Source organism: Mycobacterium sp. E342 (assembly GCF_001667665.1).
Lineage (GTDB): Bacteria > Actinomycetota > Actinomycetes > Mycobacteriales > Mycobacteriaceae > Mycobacterium.
The window spans coordinates 38,816-56,907 of sequence record NZ_LZJM01000162.1; the positions used below are offsets into that span (position 1 = coordinate 38,816).

The 18,092-nt window shown below is 66.5% G+C and carries 16 protein-coding genes; 8 read left to right on the forward strand and 8 right to left on the reverse strand.

The window, feature by feature from the left end:
- The first annotated feature begins 2 nt into the window (after nucleotides 1-2).
- Entirely contained in the window at nucleotides 3-965 is a 963-nt protein-coding gene (locus tag A5692_RS11645) for a nucleotidyltransferase (protein ID WP_156766038.1), read from the forward strand.
- Nucleotides 962-1,606, forward strand: a complete 645-nt coding sequence (locus A5692_RS11650) for a hypothetical protein (protein ID WP_156766039.1) — start codon at nucleotides 962-964, stop codon at nucleotides 1,604-1,606. Before A5692_RS11645 ends, A5692_RS11650 begins: the two co-directional genes overlap by 4 nt.
- Nucleotides 1,607-1,916: 310 nt before the next feature.
- Here A5692_RS11650 and A5692_RS11655 read toward each other — a convergent pair whose 3' ends face one another.
- A complete protein-coding gene (locus A5692_RS11655) occupies nucleotides 1,917-2,369 on the reverse strand; it encodes a VOC family protein (protein WP_068056025.1) in 453 nt (150 codons plus the stop codon).
- 87 nt (nucleotides 2,370-2,456) lie between these two features.
- Between A5692_RS11655 and A5692_RS11660 the strand changes: the two genes are divergently transcribed.
- Genes A5692_RS11660 through A5692_RS11680 form a run of 5 tightly spaced genes read left to right on the forward strand, consistent with a single transcriptional unit; the run spans nucleotide 2,457 to nucleotide 8,645 of the window.
- On the forward strand, nucleotides 2,457-3,710 hold the full coding sequence (locus A5692_RS11660) for a cytochrome P450 (RefSeq protein ID WP_068056080.1): 1,254 nt from the start codon (nucleotides 2,457-2,459) through the stop codon (nucleotides 3,708-3,710).
- Nucleotides 3,711-4,895 (forward strand): S9 family peptidase, encoded by a 1,185-nt coding sequence (locus A5692_RS11665; RefSeq protein ID WP_068056028.1) that lies wholly within the window; start codon nucleotides 3,711-3,713, stop codon nucleotides 4,893-4,895.
- A gap of 46 nt (nucleotides 4,896-4,941) precedes the next feature.
- Complete coding sequence (ilvA, locus tag A5692_RS11670) at nucleotides 4,942-6,162, forward strand: threonine ammonia-lyase (protein WP_156766040.1); 1,221 nt, start codon at nucleotides 4,942-4,944, stop codon at nucleotides 6,160-6,162.
- A 29-nt stretch (nucleotides 6,163-6,191) separates the two neighbouring features.
- Nucleotides 6,192-7,598, forward strand: a complete 1,407-nt coding sequence (locus A5692_RS11675) for a phenylacetate--CoA ligase family protein (protein WP_068056031.1) — start codon at nucleotides 6,192-6,194, stop codon at nucleotides 7,596-7,598.
- Between the two features lie 54 nt (nucleotides 7,599-7,652).
- Nucleotides 7,653-8,645, forward strand: a complete 993-nt coding sequence (locus A5692_RS11680) for an NAD-dependent epimerase/dehydratase family protein (RefSeq protein WP_068056034.1) — start codon at nucleotides 7,653-7,655, stop codon at nucleotides 8,643-8,645.
- Nucleotides 8,646-8,669: 24 nt separating this feature from the next.
- Here A5692_RS11680 and A5692_RS11685 read toward each other — a convergent pair whose 3' ends face one another.
- From A5692_RS11685 to A5692_RS29830, 6 genes are all read right to left on the reverse strand, one after another.
- Complete coding sequence (locus A5692_RS11685; RefSeq protein ID WP_068056037.1) at nucleotides 8,670-10,280, reverse strand: WS/DGAT domain-containing protein; 1,611 nt, start codon at nucleotides 10,278-10,280, stop codon at nucleotides 8,670-8,672.
- 102 nt (nucleotides 10,281-10,382) lie between these two features.
- A complete protein-coding gene (locus A5692_RS11690; RefSeq protein WP_068056040.1) occupies nucleotides 10,383-11,819 on the reverse strand; it encodes a serine/threonine-protein kinase in 1,437 nt (478 codons plus the stop codon).
- Between the two features lie 78 nt (nucleotides 11,820-11,897).
- Entirely contained in the window at nucleotides 11,898-12,245 is a 348-nt protein-coding gene (locus A5692_RS11695) for a hypothetical protein (RefSeq protein WP_068056043.1), read from the reverse strand.
- A gap of 46 nt (nucleotides 12,246-12,291) precedes the next feature.
- Nucleotides 12,292-13,392 (reverse strand): serine/threonine-protein kinase, encoded by a 1,101-nt coding sequence (locus tag A5692_RS11700; protein WP_369830287.1) that lies wholly within the window; start codon nucleotides 13,390-13,392, stop codon nucleotides 12,292-12,294.
- Between the two features lie 226 nt (nucleotides 13,393-13,618).
- Nucleotides 13,619-14,032 (reverse strand): hypothetical protein, encoded by a 414-nt coding sequence (locus tag A5692_RS11705; protein ID WP_156766041.1) that lies wholly within the window; start codon nucleotides 14,030-14,032, stop codon nucleotides 13,619-13,621.
- A gap of 316 nt (nucleotides 14,033-14,348) precedes the next feature.
- Entirely contained in the window at nucleotides 14,349-15,296 is a 948-nt protein-coding gene (locus A5692_RS29830) for a hypothetical protein (RefSeq protein WP_231984299.1), read from the reverse strand.
- A gap of 420 nt (nucleotides 15,297-15,716) precedes the next feature.
- Here A5692_RS29830 and A5692_RS11715 point away from each other — a divergent pair, with 420 nt between their 5' ends.
- Entirely contained in the window at nucleotides 15,717-17,111 is a 1,395-nt protein-coding gene (locus A5692_RS11715; protein ID WP_068056054.1) for an FAD-binding oxidoreductase, read from the forward strand.
- On the opposite strand, the gene A5692_RS11720 is transcribed toward A5692_RS11715, so the two are convergent.
- The gene (locus tag A5692_RS11720) at nucleotides 17,093-17,908 is read right to left on the reverse strand and encodes a 1-acyl-sn-glycerol-3-phosphate acyltransferase (RefSeq protein WP_068056057.1); all 816 of its coding nucleotides are present in this window, start codon (nucleotides 17,906-17,908) and stop codon (nucleotides 17,093-17,095) included. The genes A5692_RS11715 and A5692_RS11720 overlap by 19 nt on opposite strands.
- Nucleotides 17,909-18,092 lie beyond the last annotated feature (184 nt).

Sequence of the window (18,092 nt, forward strand, 5' to 3'; positions counted from 1 at the left end):
AGGTGAACTACGGACAACCCACCCCCGGCCGGATCACGACAGGCCCGGCAGAGCGAGCACAGCTGCTACAGCGGTGGATGAGCCGGTCAAGTCAATCCGAAGACGAACGGATGGACAGGGCCCAGCGGATGGTCGCTGCCGCCATCGAGGCTCATCCTGCATTCGATGGTTACCGGTCCAGCATCGCTGTCTATGCCAAAGGGTCATACGCCAACCTGACCAATGTCCGGGCGGACAGCGACGTCGACGTGGTCGTCGAAAACCGTGACCTCTACTACTTCTGTTACGTCCCCGCTGACATCGCGCCGTCTCCGGATCCCAGGCGCGCCCCCTACCAGGGGCGCTGGAACAGTGAGGACGAATGGCGAGCCGAGGTCACTGCCGCCCTAGTCAACAAGTTCGGGGCCACCGATGTCGACACCTCGGGGGAGGTGGCGATCGCCGTCACCGAAGTTCCCGGCAGCAGGCCGAGTGCTGATGTGGTGCCCTCATTCGAGTTCCGGCGCTTCGACACACCGGACCGCAGGATCGTCCATGTTGGCAGCCGGGTGTTCAAGAAGACTAACGGTCACATCGACAACTACCCCGCCCAGCAGCTGGCCAACGGCCGTGCCAAGGACGCCGCGACCGGCGGCCGCTACAAGAAGTACGTGCGCGCACTCAAGAACGCCGAAAACCACCTCGCCGCGGCCGGCGTCATCGATGATCTGCCGTCGTACTTCATGGAGTGCTTGGTGTTCAACGTCCCCGATGTGGTGATGACCACCGGGTACTCGCTTGATGAGGGTTTTCGGGCCACCCTGCGCTATCTGATCGTCGGGCTGTACGGGAAGAGCTACAGGGAGGGGGACTGGGTGGAACCGAACCGCCTCAAGTACCTGTTCCGGGGCAACGACAAGTGGAGTCCCGAGGACGGCATGTTCTTGGCCTACCGGGCCTGGGAGTACCTGGGGTACGCGGCATGAACAGCACTGCACAGATCGCACGGTGGGTGGCTGTGCTCGTGTCGGCGGTGTGGGCGGCGACACTGTACCTCAGCGGCGAGCATCTGGACGGCGATGTCCGCCGGGGGCTGTCCTATCTGCCGTCGGTCATCGGGTTGGCGGTGGTAGCTTTCGACCTGTGGTTATGGAAGTTGCCTGGGGTCAGCCGAATTACTCGGCGTCCCCATTTGTACGGGACGTGGCGGGCCACGCTGACACCTAGCGCCGAAAGCCACATCCCACCGGGAGGCGATCACGGACCGATCCGTGCTGCCCTGGTGATCGAGCAGACGTTCTGGACCACAGCCGTCCGGTTGCACACCGACCAAAGCAACTCAGCGTCGTCGACGTCTTCCCTGGCCGCAGTTCCCGACAGCAAGCAGACAAAAACGCTGTATTTCACTTACGCCAACGCCGCCCGACAAGAACACAGCACGCGCAGTGTTGCGCATCACGGCACCACAGCATTACGCGTGGCCGGTGTCACGCCCAACTCGCTCCACGGCACCTATTGGACCGACCGGCTAACCACTGGCGACATCGACCTCGTGCTGGTCGACCGCAATACCGACCGAACGGAGATGGATGCGCTGGACGCTGTGCGCGACGGCGACGACATGTGAACCGGCTGGCTTGGTGGTTGCAAATTAATTCGAAACTGGTGCCATCGCTGTTGTTTCCCATGCGTCGCACCTCGCGACAGTAGTGATGCCGGGACAGCATCTCCCGGAAGACCGGCGATCGAGTACAAGCCGCTAGCAGCGGGATTAACGGCGGGGTCGGCCGGGTTTGAACCAGCGACGACCGGATTCTGAGCCGCCATCCAGGGTCTGTGTCGTGGTGCACCACCGTCGAGCCCCTGCCTAACACGCGCGCCGCCCCACACTTGCCCCGGGCGTGACCAGGATTAACCGCACTCCGACGCACACATAGCTAAGGCAAAGGTGGCAACGCCGACAGCCAGCCATTTGAAAGCAATTCCAACAGCTGCCCGTCCGGATCCCGGATCATCGCCATCGCATCCGTCACCGTCGCGTCGACCACCGCTCCCCCGAACTCCTCGACCTTCTCCAACGCGCCGGGAAGATCAGATACCGAAAACGAGATGTGCGTCAGCCCAATCTGATCCATGACGCGTTCCGGCCCGGTGTGGACTTGACGCTTCGAGTAGTGCATGAGTTCGAGCACAAAGCCGTCGCGCACCAGGTAGGTGGCATGCACCCCTAGCGGTTCGGGAAGTTGGACGAGCTTCGCGGCGGGGCCGTCGGGCGGATCAAGCTCCCACCAGAACTGAAATCCGAGCACGTTCTCGTAGAACCGCCGCGACCGCTCGCGATCGGAGACACACAATCCGACATGGTTGAAGGTCGTCCGGTGACTACTCATCGCGGCCCTTCTCGACACAACCCACGGGCGTAATAATGCAAAGATAGTGCAGATAGCCGAGCGTGCGGCAAGGTGGAGGACTATCAGATGACAACCCGACCCGACGTCGCCGAAGGCGCCATCGTCGACTTCGACCATCACTCCGACGCGTTCAATCTCAACGAGCTGGCCATCAACGCCGAGCTGAGACAACGCTGCCCGGTCGCGTGGAACGAGAACTACGGCGGCTTCTGGTTCCTCAGCAGCTATGACGCGGTCAGCCGGACGGCGAGGGACGGCGACACCTTCGCCCACAAGTACGAGCCGAACGCCGAAGACGGTGTCGATTACCAGGGCGAGATGGGCGTCCCGCGTCCCGAAGGTCAACCGGCCCTGGGCATCGGCGAGGTCGACGGCCCCTACCACCAGGCCCTAAGGCACGCGCTGGCCCCGTTCTTCTCCCCCGGCGCCGTCCAGAAACTCAAGCCGTTCATGGAACAAAAGGCGCATGAGTTCCTCGACCAGAAAATCGAAGACGGACGCATGGACCTCGTCCTCGACTACGCCAGCCCGGTCCCGGCCATCCTCACCATGAAGCTGATGGGCCTGCCGCTCGACAACTGGCACCTCTACGCCAACCTCTTCCACTCCGTCATGGCCGTCCCGCAGGACAGCCCGGAGTACCTCGACGCCATCGGCAAAGTCCCCAAGATGATGGAAGAGGTCCTCGAGTACGCGGCCAGCAGACGGGCCAAACCGGACGAAGACCTGACCAGCTTCCTCCTCCAATTCGAGTTCGACGGCCGGCGCCTCACCGACGACCAGCTGCTCAACATCCTCTGGAACCTCATCGGCGGCGGCGTCGACACCACCACCTCGCAAACGGCACTCACGCTCCACCACCTGGGCACCCACCCGGACCTGAAGCAACAGCTCATCGACCACCCCGAGCTGTACCGCACCGCCACCGACGAATTCCTGCGCTACTTCTCGGTCAACCAAACCCTCAGCCGCACAGTCACTCACGACGTCGAGCTCAACGGTCAACGCCTGAGAAAGAACGACAGGGTCGTCATCAGCTGGCTGTCGGCCAACCACGACGAGAAAGAATTCCCGAACCCCGACGAGATCATCCTGGACCGCGCGCCCAACCGGCACGTCGCGTTCGGGCTCGGGCCGCACCGCTGCATCGGCTCGCACCTCGCGCGCCTGATGGCCGAGGTCATGGTGAAAGCCGTCCTCGACCGCATCCCCGACTACCGAGTCGACGTCCAAAACGTCCACCAATACCTCGGCAACCCGAGCATGACCGGGCTCGGCACGCTGCCGGTCACCTTCACCCCCGGGGCGAAGCGAGGCTAGATGCCCGAAACCGCCAACCCGATCACGCAGCTACTCGGCCCATTCACCCGCACTGGCGGCTTCTACGCCCGCTCCTGGGGCACCTACCTGGACCGTCAGCCCGACGAGCTACCGGTGGCCCGGCCCACCATCGCGCTCGCGGCACAGGCATTCCGCGACGAAATCCTGCTGAGCGGCTTCAGCCTGCTGCGCCGAGCCCCCGACGCACAAACCCTCGAACGCATCGACAGCGAAGTGCTTGCCGCACAAGACTTCTACGGGGACAAGGGCTGGCTCGACAATCCCGAGGGGTTCTTCGCCCCGCCCCCGCCGCCCACCGACGTGACGGTCAAGCGCGTGAGCAGCATGGGACGCAACTACGAGCGGCTGTCCTTCGACAGCGACTACGAGCCCCACGACGGCGAACCGGGCCGCGACCGCTGGCGCAGCTACACCGGCAACAACCGCGAATACGCCCTGATGTTCCGGCACCGCCGGCCGCGGCCCTGGCTGATCTGCATCCACGGCGCCGAGATGGGACGCGCCGCGCTCGACCCCATGCTGTTCCACGCCTGGCACCTCTACCGAGATCTCGACCTGAACGTCGTGCTCCCCGTGCTTCCCCTGCACGGCCCCCGAGCCAGCGGCCCGAAGTTCCCCAGCGAGGACGTGCTTGACGACGTCCACGGCGCCGCCCAGTCGGTCTGGGACATCCGGCGGCTGATCAGCTGGATCCGCGCGCAGCAGCCCGACGCGGCAATCGGGGTCAACGGCATCTCCCTCGGCGGGTTGATCTCGTCGCTGGTCGCCAGCCTCGACGACGGCCTCACCTGCGCGATCCTGGGCGTGCCGGCCGTCGACCTGGTGAACCTGGTCGGCCGCCACGCCGGCCTCAGCGGCCACGCCGCCCTGCAGCACACGATGAACTCGGCCAAGCCCCTCGGCCGGATGATCTCCCCGCTGGCGCTACCCCCGCGCGTGCCGAAAAAGGGTCGCTTCATCTACGCCGGCCTCGCCGACCGGCTGGTACACCCGCGCGACCAGGTCACCCGACTCTGGGAGCACTGGGACAAACCCGAAATCCAGTGGTACCCAGGCGGTCACACCGGGTTCTTCCGCTCGCGGCCGGTGCAGCGCTTCATCGACGACGCGCTGGCGCAGTCGGGGCTTGTCGACCCGTCACGGTCACAACGCAAAAGGTACTGAGCCAGTGGAAGATCCGGTCGCCAGTTCGCAAGCTGCGAGTCTAGCTGTGGAGCTGCTGACGCTCGATCAGATCAACACGGCGGCAAATCGGCTGAGGGCGGTAGTGCGCCAAACCCCGGTTATCGCGTCGCGAATGCTGTCGGATCACACAGGCGAACAGGTGTGGCTCAAATGCGAGAACCTGCAAATCACTGGGTCGTTCAAGACCCGCGGGGCCTACAACCGGATCGCCAATCTCAGCGCCGAGGAGCGGGTTCGCGGTGTGGTGGCGGCCAGCGCAGGCAACCACGCGCAGGGCGTCGCGTGGGCCGCGACCCAGCTGGGGATCGCGTCGACAGTGTTCATGCCGATCACCGTCCCGCTCCCAAAACTAGCGGCCACCAAGGCTTATGGTGCACAAGTTCACCTGATCGGCAATACGGTCGACGACGCACTGGTCGCGGCGCGTGAATATTCGGAGCGCCACGACGCTGTCTTCATCCATCCGTTCGATCACGCCGACGTCGTCGCCGGCCAGGCCGCCGTCGGGTTGGAAATCCTCAAGCAGATTCCCGATGTTGCCACCATCGTCGTGCCGACCGGCGGCGGAGGCCTCCTAGCCGGAATCGCCATTGCGGCACACTTTCTGGCGCCGCACGTCCAGGTCATCGGAGTGCAGGCCGCCAACGCGGCCGCCTGGCCGGCTTCGTTGGCCGCCGGGCATCCCGTGCGGTTGGAGTCGATGTCGACCATGGCGGATGGCATCGCCGTGGCCTTGCCCGGAGCAATCCCTTTTGCCCATGTACAGGCATTCGGCACCTCGATTCAGACGGTTAGCGAAGAGGCGCTCTCGCGCGCGCTATTGCTGTGCATGGAGCGCGTGAAACTCATCGTCGAACCGGCGGGGGCGGCAGCCGTGGCAGCGCTGATGACACGGGCACACGAACTCGGGTTGCACGGCCCCGTTTGCGCGGTCTTGTCGGGCGGCAATATCGACCCACTGGTGTTGACCCACGTGATCACTCACGGCCTGCGCGCAGCCGGGCGCTATCTCGCAGTCGAGGTCACCATCCCGGACCGCCCCGGTGGGCTCAGCAGGCTACTCGACGTGGTCAGCGCGACCGGCGCCAGCGTGCTCGACGTGGTGCACTCGCGTACGGCACGCAAGCTGGCACTGGACGAAGTCGAGGTGAAGCTTACCCTCGAGACCCGGGGTCAGGCACACTGTGAGGAGGTATTGGCCGCCCTGACCGGAGCGGGATTCGTCGTGTCCGTCGAGGACAATTAGCAAACGTGCGTCCACACGGGGGATCACGCATGCGAGCAAAATTGCGGGTCGTCCCCGCCAAGTTAGGTGTGCTCAAGATCGCTTGGGAGGCGTGGCGTTTCCGCCGGGGTGATGACAAGAGCATCTCGCGCCGCCAGCAGGCCCGAATCGCAGATATTGTCCGGCATGCTCGAATCGCGTCACCGTACTACCGGAATCTGTACCGGCACCTCGAACCCGGGCTGGTCGAACTGGCGTCACTGCCGGTCGTGACAAAGCGCGACCTCATGGCCCATTTCGATGACTGGGTCACCGACCCCGCCATCAGCCTTGAATCGCTGCGGCGCGACTTTCTCGCAGACCACTCGCTGGTCGGCGCCCGTTACCTGGGCCGCTATCACGTGGCGACGACGTCGGGAACGAGCGGCGACCCGGCCATCCTGATCCACGATGACGCCTCGTGGGCGCTGTTTCACTTCGTGGGCCGGCGTGGAGAATTGCGATTCATCGCTCGCCGGGACCTTCTGTTCGGAGTCCTGCGGCGCGGAGTGCGTGCCGCGGCGCTGTTTGTCACCGACGGGCACATCGGCGCGTCCGCCGCGCTGGAGTCTGCCAGGCGCCGCAGCCGATTCCTGGCCGAACGCGCGCGCCTTTTCTCGGTGCTGCGGCCACTTTCGGAATTGGTCGAAGAGATCAATGCTTTCCAACCGACGGTGCTCGAGGGCTACCCGAGCGCGCTGGCACTGATGGCGAGCGAACAACGGGCGGGCCGGCTGACGATCCGACCATTGCTGGCCATCACCTCGGGGGAGCACCTGACGGCTGCACTGCGCGCCAACATCGAGTCGACGTTCGGCTGCCCGGTCGAAAATCGCTACGCGTCAGCTGAATGTCCTGGTTTGTCAATGGAATGCGCGCACGGCCTGTTCCACGTCAACAGTGACTGGTATGTCCTCGAGCCGGTCGATGAGGACTATCGTCCCGTCGCGCCGGGCGTTGTCTCCCATACCGTTCTGGTCACCAACTTGGCTAACCGGGTGCAGCCGCTGATCCGCTACGACCTCGGTGACCGGGTGAAGCTGGCCGCTACGCCATGTGCGTGCGGCAATCGGCTGCCGGGGATCACCGTGGAGGGACGCACCGGCGACCTGCTCTCGTTCGAGGCACCAGACGGGACATCAGTCACGGTGCTGCCACTCGCGCTCGGGACTGTCGTCGAGGAAACCCCCGGCGTGCGCAGGTGTCAGGTAATCCGCACCAGCCCGTTGGCTGTGAGCGTGCGATTGGAGATGTGGCCTGACGCCGACCCGGTGCAGGTCTGGCATGCCGTCGACCAGCGGCTGGACGCGTTCTTCACGACACAGGGAGCCGCGCCGGTAGTCGTAGAACACGCGACCGAGCCGCCCGCCCTGGACCCTAGAACCGGCAAGTTTCGGCAGGTGTGGTCAGCCCGATAGCGGCTACCGGCCGACCCCGTGCCGCCTGCCACCGACCGGTAGAGTCACGAACTCGTGCAGATCGCAGTCACTGGTGGCACCGGGTACCTCGGTGCGCACGTCGTCCGTGGCCTACTGAAAGCCGGCCATCAGGTGCGGCTCTTGGCCGAGCCCGGCTGGGACAATCCCGAACTGCTGCGCAGGTTTTCCGACTTCGGCTCGATAACCGTGCTCACCGGCGATGTTCGCGAGTCCGAGACCGTGGCGACGCTCCTGGACAACTGTGACGCCGTGCTGCACGCGGCCAGCGTGGTCGGGACCGACAACCGGCGCGAGAACCTGATGTGGGAGATCAACGCGTTCGCGACCGAGTCGGTCCTGCGCCGGGCCCACGACCGCGGACTGGACCCGATCGTCACGATCAACAGCTACAGCTCCCTGTTCTCGCCGGCGGTCCCGGTGATCGGGCCGGACACTCCCACCGCGGCGGGGAGGTCGGCCTACGCCAAGACGAAGGGCTACGCCGATCGCGTCGCCCGGAGGCTGCAAGACGAGGGGGCGCCCGTTGTCATCACCTATCCGTCCAGCGTGGTCGGTCCGGCCTTGGTGACGGCACCCGGTATCACCGAACAGGGCTGGGCGCCGATCATCCGCGCGGGTGTGGCGCCACGACTGCGGAACGCGGGAATGATGATGGTCGACGTGCGTGACGTCGCCGATGTGCATGTCGCGTCGATGCGGCCGGGCTACGGGCCCAAACGGTACGTGTGCGGCGGCGTGATGCTGAGCTTCGACGAGATGATCGGCGCGCTCGAGGCCGGTTCCGGACGTCACATCAGGCGAATTCCCTTGACCGGCGGAATGTTTCGGGCCCTGGGCAGGATCGCGGACGCCGTCGGGGGCCTGCTGCCACTGGAGGCCGGATTCAGTTTCGAAGCGGCACAACTGCTCACCGCGGCGGTACCAACCGATGACTCGCGCACCCTGGCCGACCTTGGGGTGACCTGGCACTCGCCCCGTGAGGCGATCATCGCGACGTTCGCGCACCGCGGCGGCGAAGAAGCCTAAGAGGCACCCGAGCCTCGTCGTCGTTCAGGCCGTAACGCCAGGAGTCGCCGCCAGCAACCGGTCGAAGGCGTCGGTAAAGCCTTCGACGATCGTCTCATGTTCGGGCACAAGGGTTTTGTCACAGGCGATGCCTACGGTCACGTCACCGTTGTAGGTAAAGATGCCGAAGCTCATGGGCTGGTTGCCCGATACGGGTGCCCACCCGACGATGCCCTCCACCTTGCTGCCGGCCAGGTACACCGGCATCGGCGGGCCGGGCACGTTCGTGAGCGTGCCGATCGTGCGGTCGGTGAACAGGCCCACCGACGCTTCATAGAGTTGCCTGTTGAACCCAGCGATGGTCTCCTGCAGGCGAAACGCCACGGCCGCCTCGTGGCCGTGCTTGATCCGGTTCATTCGCCGTTTGGCCACGGCCAGCACTCGCAGGGCATCGGGTTCATCGGTCGGCAGTTCGAGTTGTACGAGGGCGAATTCATTTCCGAGATTGTCGGGCAGCGTCACGTCGACCGGCTTGAGGTTGACCGGCACCATGAAGGTCACCGCGGAGCAGCGGGCGTGTTGGGCCTCGAGGTATTCGTGCAACGCTCCGGCCACACACGTCACCAGCACGTCGTTGACCGTGCACCGGTTCGCCTTGGCGACGGCCTTCACTTTGGCCAGCGGGATCGGCTCCGACCATGCCACCGCTTTGTCGAGGCCTGCGGTCCCCGTCCACAGGGTCGCGTCGTTGCGGGTCCCGATCAGCAGTTTGCGGACCGTGTCCACGTCACCGGGCGCGGACGAGAACACGTCGACCAGCGCGCCGCTGCCCGGCACCGCCGCCCGCACGGTGGAGCGGACGGACTCGGCGACGTCTGACACCGTCGCCCGCGCCGACATCGTGATGGTGTGGCCGGCCCCCACCGGGTTCTCCAACGCCAAGCGACCGAAGTCGTTGGCACGAGCAAGAATTCGAGGCAATCCGGCTGTAGTCCTTACGGCGCCTGCCGCCATGTCCGTCGCCCATCCGACCGGGTCGTCCAGCATCTCATCGACGACCGATCTCGCGCGCCGCGCCGTGCCCGCCACCCGTACCGCCGCGGTCCGCAACCGGTCCTTCGTTGGCCGCCCTGGCGGGTGGGGCCGCGCCGCGTGCTGCACGACGTCGGGACCGCGGATGGGCCCACCCTCGGGCGACGCGTCGAACAGGCTCATCGCCAGCTCGACCATGCGCATGCCGTCGGCGACAGCGTGGTGGGTCCGCATGATCATGGCGCTACCGTCCCGGTAGCGGTTCACCCAAATGCCTTTCCAGAGAGGCTTTTTGCGGTCGAGCATTTCGGTATGGTGGCTGGCCACCAGTGCCTGCAACTCGCGGCGGTCGTCGGGGTCCTCGAGGTCCACGATCGTGACGTGCTGCCCGAAGTCGAAGTCGTCGTCGACCTCCCAACACCACGAGCCGTCGGAGTCCTTGACCGCCAGGCTGCGGAACACCGGGTAGCGGTTGGTGAGCCGCTCCTCGATGACCTGGCGCACCCGGTCCCAGTCGAGCGGATCGGCCGTCCAGACCACCGTGTCGACGACCATGAGGTTGTTCGGGCGGTCCATCTCCAGCCACAGGGCGTCCTGGATGCCCAGCCGGCGTCGCTCTGCCACCTTGCACCTCCACGACCTGCAAGTACCCGAGTCTCCATCCACAGCCGGGATACGGCCAGAGGACAAGGTCCCCTTGTCGGGTGGGCGTTGCGGCTGTGGCGATCAGGACGCGGTGGCGTACTGCAACACCGGCTCCGACGAATCGACGTGCCCAAAGCTGATGATCCGCAGCCGGTCCGGGCGCACCTCGTAGCGCACACCGTTGACGGGATTGGTGACGTCGAATCCGTCCCCGGCGCGCTCGGCGTTGGACAGCTCGATGTGCGCGCCGTCGCTTATCCGCTCGCCGCGGTAGTAGTAACTGCCGCTGAGGTTTTCACACACCACGGCCAGCGACTTGGCGGTGCGCACCACGGCCGCCGGCGGATTCCCCGGGTCGCAGCGGGCCGTCTCGCCGACGAACCCCAGCCCGTCGGCACCCCGCACCGGAGCCGACAGCGTCGGCGTCTTCGGCGGCGGCGCGCTGGACGGCGCGGGTGATGGCGCCTGAGCCGCCCTCGGCGGCGGCGCACCGCCCTGACTCAGAGCCGAGACCAGCGCCACGATCAGCCCGACGATCACCAGCGCCACCGCCGCCCCGGCCGCCACCAGCGGGCCGCGGCCGACGAACGACCGATGCGGCGGCGCCGGCGAAGGCGCGTCAGCAGGCGGATACGGGGTGACCCCCGTGTCGTCGGGATTCGGATAGACCGCCTCGAACGGCCGGGTGCCAAGCGGCGCCGCGGCAGCGCTGACCGCCGCCGGCTCGTACACCTCGGACACGGCCTCGCTGGCCGCGCGGGCGAGTTCTCCCGCGGAACCGAACCGCGCCGTGCGCTGTTTGGCCATGCCGCGGGCGACGACGTCGTCGAAGGCCCGGCCCACGCCACGCCGCATGATGCTGGGCCGCGGCGCCGGCGACAGCATGTGCGCGCGCTTCAGCTCGTCGGGGTCCGCGGTCTCGAACGGCGGCTGACCGGTGAGGCACTCGTAGAGCAGGCATGCCAGGGAGTACACGTCGGTCTGCGGCCCGACGCGGCCGGTGGTGAACCGCTCGGGCGCCATGTAGACGCGTGACGGGTCGGCGTGCCCGATCCCGAAGTCGACCAGATACGCGAAGTGATCGGGAGTCAGCAGCACGTGTTCCGGCCGGACACCCAGGTGCACCAGCCCGGCGGCGTGCGCGGCGTCCAACGCCCGCGCCACCTGCGCGACGATCGACGCGGCCCGCGGCGCTTCCAGCGGTCCCCGCTCGCGCAGCAGGTCCTTGAGGCTGCCGCCCTCGACCAGATGCATGTCGACGAAGAAAACCCCGATAATCGCACCGAAGTCGTGCATCGGGACGACGTGGGGCTCCCGCAACCCCGCGGCAACAGCGCATTCCCGCCGAAACCGTTGCTGGAAGCCGGGATCCGCGGACATCGCGGCGGGCAACAGCTTGACCGCGACCGTCCGGTCCCTCACCGTGTCGTGTGCCCGGTAGACCTCGCCCGTCGCGCCCGCCCCGATCAGTGATCGCAGCTCGTAGGGCCCGAACCGGGTGCCAAGCCGCGAGGTCAATGCGCAGTCCTTTCGCTAGGTCGTCAACGTCCAGCCGTGCGGGTTCCCGAATTGGGCGCCGACCTAACGTGCGGCGACTCACGCGTGCGGCGGCACCGGGCACCAGAATAGGCCGCAGTTGAAGTTGGGCGGGCCCGCCGGCGCCCGCGGGGTGGCGGTGATCGGCCCGCTCGGCCACCCGTAGACAGCGCCGGTGTCGGCGTCGACGACGCCGCGGTAGTCGTAGTAATAGAGGTGGCACACGCCCATGTCCCAGCTGATGAAGTTGTCCGGCACCCGTTCGCCCGGGCACCACTTGCCGCACGTGTGCCCGGCGGGGCAGTTCCCGCCGACGTGGCCGTACGGGTCGGCCTGGGCGACGCCGGCGGCCAGCCCGACGCCGATGCCGGCCGTCAGCAGAGCGCCGGCAAACCACTTCGTGTTCATTCGCCAAGCACACACAGGTCGCCCGGCTACCGATCCCATATCGCCGTCAGTCGCCGCCGCGCCCGCCCTTGTGTTTGCCCGGGTGAGGCGGCGGGGGTGGCGCCGGCTGCGTCGTCGTCGTGGTGGGTGTGGTGGTCGTCGTCGTGGGCAGGGGCGTTGGCGTGGTCGTGGTGTTGACCGGCGTGGACGGCGGCGCCGAGAACGGCGGGTCGATCGCGAGCAGAAGCAGGGCGAGCAGGAACGCGGCAACGATCGCCGCCACCCACCACTTGCGCCGCGGCGCGGCCGGATCCGGCGGCGCGCCCACGAATGTGTAGGTCAACGGCGCGGCGACCGGGCCGTCCATCACCCGGGTGCCGGTGGGCCTCAATGTGGGTGCGCGGCCCGCGAGCGCGGCGCGCATCGCGCCGGCCTGGTCGAACTTCCAGGCCGGGTCGCGCGCCATCGCGCGTTCGATCGCGGCGGCAAGCGGCGGTGGCACATCCGGGCGCAGCGCGGCAACCGGCGGCGGCGACTCGTGCAGGATCGCGTGCGCCAGCGCGCCCAGGTCCTCCTGCGGGAACGGCCGACGCCCGGTCAGCGTCTCATACCCCACCACGCCGACGGCATACAGGTCGTCGGCGACAGTGGCCGGCTTGGACGTCAGCCGCTCGGGGCTCAGATAGGCCATGCTGCCGACGACTTCGCCCGCCCGGGTGTAGGCGGCGCCGGAGGTCTTGGCGATGCCGAAATCGGCGAGCTTGGGTTCACCGGTGGCGGTGAACAGGATGTTGCCCGGCTTGACGTCGCGGTGCAGGATGCCGGCCTGATGCGCCTCGGCCAGCGCGTCCAGGATGCCGTCGAGGACGGCGTACACGAACGCCGGGGGCAGCGGCCCGCGGGCGATGTGGTCGGCCAGCGACGCCCCCGGCAGCCGCTCCATCACGATGAACGGCAACCCCTGATGCTCACCGACGTCGTGGACCACCACCACGTGCCGGCCGGTCAGCCGCGCGGCCGCGCGCGCCTCCGCGTCGAACCGCAAGCGGCTGTCCGGCCGGTCGGCCACCCCGGGATAGAGCAGCTTGATGGCGACGGGCCGGCCCAGCTTGCGATCCCAGCCGTCGCGCACCTCGGCCATCGCCCCACGGCCCAAGATGCCGCGCAGTTCGTACCGACCGTCGCCAAGGAGCCCGCCCGGCGCCGGGGGCGCCCCGTTAGTGCCCTGGCCGCGGGAAGACCGAGTTCCTTGGAGGTCCGTGTCGATCTCCTGTCGGAATGCTGAAACTCCTGTTCGGTCGGGATAGCCAAACACTGCGGGATCAAAACGCCGACGGCCGGCAGGCGCGTCATCCGCGGTTTCTGCGCGCGAACCCCGCAGCTCAACGGTCGGACTATTGCCCGCCTTTCAGCGACTCGGCCAGTTTTTCGCCGTCGGGTGTCAATTGAAGCCAGATCGCCAAATCCCACAGCGTGGGTTCGTCGTAGTGGCCGACGAAAAGGTCACGGAGGCGATCCATGGCGGCATCGATCGAGAGATCCCAAGGCACCACTCGTTCATCGGAAGCGCCGAGTATGTCTCCGATCTTCATGAGGCCGTCGTCGAGCAGGGATCGAATCGTGCGCAGCACCAAGTTTTGCTCGTCCTCGACGGTATCGGCGAGGTGGTGACGTTTCATGACGGATGTGACCTGTGCCATCGGGACACACATTGCCAGCCCGTCGAGAAGCAGCTCGTTGCGCAGGAACTCTTCGGCGTTAATTTCCGGCTTGTTGTGCCCTAAATCTCGGTCATCGGGCTGGGTCATCATTTTCTCCGATGTAGCAGTTCTTTAGGTTGTTAGCTTCGATCGTCATTCTTGTGGGCCTTCGAATTCTTCGGGAATCTCGCCGAGAAGCGGCCATTTGTGGTCCAAGGTATGCGGAATATGGATGGGATGCGGGCCTGTTGCAGGGGAGTTTGGGGCAGCCCGCCGAAACCTGGCATTGCTCCCCCACCCTCTGGGGCGCCTGGGGCGGGTTTAACAGCGGGCGGGGCTTCGACGGGCGCACGGGCCGGCGCCTGCGGGGTGACAGCAGGTTCTCCGGACGCAGGCGGGCCAGCAGGACGCGGTGGGGAGGGCGCTATTTCCGGTACGCCACCTCTCGGGTCGATGTGAACTTTTGTATAGCCGCCGTGATCGGGAATGTTGATGTCAACAACCGGTTTTCCGTTGGACTCGGCGGCCCAGCGCTGCCCGATCGTCGTGCCGTCAGGTAGCCGGTATCGAATCCCTTTGCTGGGGTCGCCGTACCCGTTCGGCATTTCGACTCCGTGCTGTTTTGCCCACTTCCACAGATTCTCGAGATCTTGCGCAGAACGCACTTCCCTGACGTCTGGTCGATCGCCAACAGGCAGTTTCTCAAGCACTCGACGGATATCGTCCCCGCTGGGGCCGCCGGTACCGCCGGGATTCGGTTCACCGTTGCCACCGTCTTGTTTCCAGACACGATCGACAGCGCGGATATGGCCGTTGCCGGTGGCAGAGGGTCGATAGTGGGGGGTTTTTGCGGGAACGTGTCGCGGATTCCGGCGACGGCGGCGGCGATTTTGCTGGCGACTTGTTGATCGACGTTAACCAGTTGCACGGCGCTTTGACGAATTTCGCCGGCGAAGGCCTGCGCTGCGGCTTGCCGGGCGGCCCGCTCAGCGGCTGACCCGCTGCCCATGCGGTCGGTGACCGAAAGGTCTTCACCCACTTCGAATCCCGCTGTACGAGCATCTTCTACCGTGTAGCGAACTCGGGATCGGGCCGCATACAAATCCGAGGCCCCGCTGCGAGCGGCCCGCGTTGCCGCCTGCAACTGGTCGACTGCTGCGCTCGTGGCTTGCAGGTCGGCATGCGTCGCGCAACGTAATGCGTCGGCGGCTTCGCCGAGCCAATCGACCGAGGCGGCGTCTCGCCAAACCTGATGCGCCACAGCATAACTATGCTCGCCAACGGTCTGCCATTGAGCGGCCGCCTCGGTGAGATGATCGGTGGGCCAGGCTAGTAGCGCCGACAAATTGGGGGCCCCTCCAAGCGCGGCCATCGCTACACGCTGGTCACCGACTGAGTCACCGCAGCAAAGTCAGTCGCCGATTCGGCTTCGTTGGCAACCTAGCGCGCATCAGCTTGACTGACTCGGGTGGCGCGTGTACCCACTTGCGCGGCCAATCTCGCAGCGAACGCCGCGACATCAATGTGGGCACCGCTGACGGCGGCGGCGCTGGGCTGACATGACAACCCAACCCCCGTGGGCGCGGCGGTGCGGTCTAGACCCTCCACCAAAGCACCCCAGCGGGCCGCCATAGCCCCTACACCCGCGCTATCCACACGCACCGTTTGTCCCACAGCGCAAGCGTAGGCTCCGCGTCACGCGCCAGCCAGTCACTGAGACGCCGCCAGTTACCGCTGGACGTCTGCTCTCCGGTGCATAAGCTTTTCGGTACATAAGAAGGTGAGGCTTTCGATGAGCGACATGACGGCGCGGTTCGCCGAGATCGTCGGCCAGCACAACCTGCTGACCGGCGAGGCCATCCCCGAGGACTACTGGCACGACGAGGTGTTGACCAAGCCGCCGCAACGGCCGGCGTACGTCGCCAAACCGGCTACCGCGGAAGCGGTTTCACAGTTGCTGAAGGCCGCCTCGGACAACAACATCCCGGTGACGGCCCGCGGGTCCGGAACCGGCCTGTCCGGCGCGGCGATCCCCCGGGCCGACGGGCTGCTCATCTCCTTCGAGCGCATGAACGCGGTCCTCGAGATTGACACCACCAACCAGGTCGCCGTCGTCCAGCCCGGGGTGACGCTCACCGAACTGGACGCCGCCACCGCCGACACCGGCCTGCGCTACATGGTCCACCCGGGCGAGCTGTCCTCCAGCGTCGGCGGCAACGTCGGCACCAACGCCGGCGGCATGAACGCGGTCAAGTACGGCATTGCCCGCCACAACGTGCTCGGGCTGCAGGCGGCGCTGCCGACCGGCGAGCTCATCCGCACCGGCGGCAAGATCGCCAAGATCTCCACCGGCTACGACCTGACCCAGCTCATCGTCGGCTCCGAGGGCACCCTGGCCCTGGCCACCGAGGTGACCGTCAAGCTGCACCCGCGGCTCGACCACAACGCCTCCGTGCTCGCCCCGTTCGCCGACTTCGACCAGGTCATGGCCGCGGTGCCCAAGGTGGTGGGCAGCGGCCTGGCGCCCTACATCCTGGAGTACATCGACAACGTGACGATGGCCGCCCTCGTGCACACCCAGAACCTGGAGCTCGGCATTCCGGACAGCGTCCGCGACGGCTGCGACGCGTATCTAGTTGTGGCCCTGGAAAATCGGACCGCGGACCGGCTGGACGAGGACGTCGAGACGGCCGGCGAGCTGCTGGCCGAGCTGGGCGCCGTGGACGCCTATGTGCTGGAAGGCGTCTCGGCACGCAAGCTGATCGAGGCGCGGGAAAAGGCGTTCTGGACGGCCAAGGCGATCGGCGCCGACGACATCATCGACACCGTGGTGCCACGCTCCGCGATGCCGAAGTTCCTGTCCGCCGCGCGCGGCCTCGCCACGGCCGCCGGTGGCGCCTCAGCGGGCTGCGGACACGCGGGGGACGGCAACGTGCACCTGGCCATCTTCTGCAAGGACCCGGCCACGCGCAAGAAGCTGATGACCGACATCTTCGCACTGGCAATGGAATTGGGCGGCGCGATCTCCGGCGAACACGGCCTGGGCCGCGCGAAAACCCCGTACTTCCTGGAACTCGAAGATCCGGTCAAGGTCGACCTCATGCGCCGCATCAAGCAGAGCTTCGACCCCGCGGGCATCCTCAACCCCGACGTGGTGTTCGCGGGGGCTCAACCGATCACCGGGTAACGGCGTTGGGCGGCAAGAGCTTTCAGTGCCTTTTGCATCTTCCAGCGCACGTGCGCGTCCAGGCTCTTGATGTCGTGAGTGTCGCCGAATTCGGCGAGATTGATCGGCGGCAACACCTCGGTGACGATCTTGGTGGGCAGCGGCACGTTCACCGGGGCGAGGACACTGAACCCAAAGGGAAAACCGAACGTCATCGGCACGAGGTCCGTTCGCAGTAGCTTGCGCTCCAGCTTGGCGAGCCGAAGCAGCCGCGACAGCCACCGCCCGCGAGTCAAGAACAGCTGGCTTTCTTGCCCGCCCACGGAAACGGCGGGAACGATCGGCACACTCGCATCCAGGGCCGTGGAGATATAGCCGGTTCGACCGGCGAAGTTGATGACGTTTTCCTGCAGCGTCGGCCGGTACACGTCGTAGTCGCCGCCCGGGAAAACCAACACGACCGCACCGGCGGCCAATGCCTTGGCGGCGTTGTCGCGCGTCGCGCGGATCACCCCGGTGCGCCGAAAAAAGTCGCCGGCCGGTCCCGCGAAGATGCTGTCGAACCCCAGCGCGTACAGGGGGCGGTCGTAGCCGAACGTGTCGTAATAGTCGACGGCGAACACCGGGAGATCGAACGTGAGCATCCCGCCGGAATGGTTGCCCACCACCAGCGACGGCCCGTCCGGGATGTTGTCCAGCCCGCGCACCTCGGAACGGAAATAGTGCTTGACGATCGGGCGGGTCAGCGCGACGACGTGCTCGGTTAGACCGCGGTCCCATTTGTCGACGTCGGTCGAGCTCGTGTGGGTGTGAGTCATGTCGTCCTCGCTCGCCGTTGAGCGTGAGCTGATGGTACGCCCGCCGATCCGAGGCGACTCGGTTTCGCGGGCACGGATTCCCCCGGCGATTCGAGGGATATGCCGATGTGCCCGCCTCACAGCGACAACTCGCGGCGCACGTGCCGATGGGGCCGTTTCTCGCTCAGAGGCGGGCACATCGGCA